Source organism: Streptomyces sp. NPDC022910, assembly GCF_055561075.1.
The window spans coordinates 1-2478 of record NZ_JBVHHL010000148.1 but is presented as its reverse complement, the minus strand read 5'-3'; the positions used below and the strand labels follow the sequence as shown (position 1 = coordinate 2478).

The 2478-nt window shown below is 66.1% G+C and carries 1 protein-coding gene and 2 pseudogenes; 1 reads left to right on the top strand and 2 read right to left on the bottom strand.

The window, feature by feature from the left end; translation table 11 throughout:
* Positions 1-94: 94 nt before the first annotated feature.
* Positions 95-301, bottom strand: a pseudogene (locus tag ACZ3TS_RS42740) (transposase); the annotation flags it as partial.
* A gap of 152 nt (positions 302-453) precedes the next feature.
* Between ACZ3TS_RS42740 and ACZ3TS_RS42735 the strand changes: the two are divergent.
* Positions 454-1732 (top strand): annotated as a pseudogene (locus tag ACZ3TS_RS42735) (IS630 family transposase).
* A gap of 45 nt (positions 1733-1777) precedes the next feature.
* Here ACZ3TS_RS42735 and cpt read toward each other — a convergent pair.
* Entirely contained in the window at positions 1778-2308 is a 531-nt protein-coding gene (gene cpt, locus ACZ3TS_RS42730; protein WP_467628592.1) for a chloramphenicol phosphotransferase CPT, read from the bottom strand.
* Positions 2309-2478 lie beyond the last annotated feature (170 nt).

The following is a 2478-nucleotide window of genomic DNA, read 5'->3' as shown; positions in this document are numbered from 1 at the left end:
GCGAGTACTTACTGGGTGGTGCCACGTCTTGCCTCTCGTTTCCTTACGTAGAGATCCTATTGGGTCCCTGTCCGGAAACTTCGGGGCACCTCAGGTTCACGAACTGCTGCAGGTTCTGCTCATTGCCGTCCGGCAACCGCGAGGCCATGGCCTGGATGGACTTGCGGCGACCATCCATCATCAATCCCCGCAGATAACAGTCGCTCTTGGCCCGCTGGTCCTTGCGCGGCACCGAAGCGAACACATCCGCCACGAATAACGCCAACGTCGCCCGAACACGATTGACTTCATGTGCATCCACCCACTGCGAATGCCCCTGAACAAGACCAACACACAGACCTAACGGAGTCCTACTAGTGCTCTGACCGGGAAGGTTCACCGGGGTGCCGTTCGCGGTGCGGGCCTTGCGGGCGATTGGATGTGACGACATCCAATCTGATGCGTGGAGGTGCGGTGGCAGAGCCGGTCAAGGTCCGCAGACTGACCGATCAAGAAGGGCAGAAGCTTCAACAGATCGTGCGCCGGGGCAGCACCAGCACGGTGCGTTACCGGCGGGCGATGATGATCCTGGCCTCGGCCGGAGGTAACCGGGTCCCGGTGATCGCCCAACTGGTCCAGGCCGACGAGGACACCGTCCGCGACGTGATCCACCGGTTCAACGAGATCGGCCTGGCCTGCCTGGACCCTAATTCCTTGTTAACAGCTCCAGCAGCGGGGACCACCCGCGCCGGACTGTTCGAGCGCGGGACTACGACGCCTTTCTGGACCCTGGCCGATGAGGCCTCCACTGAGAGCGGTGTGGGCCCCGATGCTCATGGTGGTGGTCGCGTGGGGTGTCGGACGGACGCCTCAGGAGGCCCTGGCCTCGACGTCTCGCAACAGAGCGGCGGCGTTCGGCGTCCTCGCGGTCACCACCCGCCCCCGTAAACTCGGCCAGCCCTTCACCTGCTGGTCCATCCGCAAACTCGCCGCCTACCTGCGCAAAGTCCACGGAAGGATGATACGCATCGGCCGTGAGGCCCTGCGGACGCTACTCGCCCGACGCGGGGTCACCTTCCAGCGCACCAAGACGTGGAAGGAGTCCACCGACCCCGACCGCGACGCCAAGCTCGACCGGATCGAGCACGTCCTGGAGCACTTCCCGGACCGCACGTTCGCCTTCGACGAGTTCGGCCCCCTGGGCATCCGCCCCACCGGCGGCACCTGCTGGGCCGAACAAGGCCGGCCCGACCGGCTGCCGGCGACCTACCACCGCACCCACGGCGTCACCTACTTCGATGGCTGCTACTCCGTCGGTGACGACACCCTGTGGGGCATCAACCGCCGCCGCAAAGGCGCGGCCAACACCCTCGCAGCCCTGAAGTCGATTCGGGCCGCCCGCCCCGACGGCGCCCCGATCTACATCGTCCTGGACAACCTCTCCGCCCACAAAGGTGCCAAGATCCGCCGCTGGGCGAAGAAAAACAAGGTCGAGCTGTGCTTCACCCCGACCAACGCCTCCTGGGCCAACCCCATCGAGGCGCACTTCGGGCCGCTGCGGCAGTTCACCCTCGCCAATTCCCACCACTCCAACCACACCGTCCAGACCCGCGAGCTGCACCGGTACCTACGCTGGCGCAACGCCAACGCCCGCCACCCCGACGTGCTGGCAGCCCAACGCCGCGAACGCGCCCGGATCCGCGCGGAGAAGGGCATCCGCTGGGGAGGACGGCCCCTGGCCACAGCGGCCTGACCGTCCCGGCACTGCGGTCACAGCGGCAGACAGTCGGGCCGCCGATCAGCTGACATGTGCAGCGATGGTCCGTGCACACTCCATCGACTCGGCATGCGTGGTGTCCACCTCCAGGTCATAGACCATGCCCCGGTGGACCACGTCCGCCTGGGACGCCGCCATGCCGATGACCCGATCACCTCGTGCGACCTCACGGCCTGCGGCTACCGCACTGTCGCATCGGACACCGACCCACAGCACCCGCAGTTCGCCCAAAGCCTTCTGCCATCGCTTCTGCGAGTCCGCTCCGCCGAGGAAGACCTCATCAACGATGACCCGGGCACCCGCACGGGCCATCGCGGCGACCCCCTCGATCCATGCCGCTTCCAGCGTCCGGAACTCCGGCCCGACGATCACCTGTCCGTCCGGAGCGAACTCGATCCCGGCATCCGACGCCTGCATGGACGCGGGCATGGCCTCAACCAGCGTGTCTGTCCCCAGGGCCAGCCACGGATCCGGCAGGACTGTCTGTAGACACCGAACGATCCCGGACTTCCCCGAGCTGGAACCACCGTTGAGAACGATCACCTCAGTCATCACCGCGCCACAGTAGAGGCACCGCAGCAACGCTCGAAACGGATTTCCGCGAACGCTGCACCGCCCGGGAGTGTCTACTGACTTCGGCGTCGTAGGGTCTGGGTCTTCGTCGGGCCTGGTGACGGTGTCCGCGTTGGCTGGTACCCCGGAGGCATGCGGTACTCAGATGG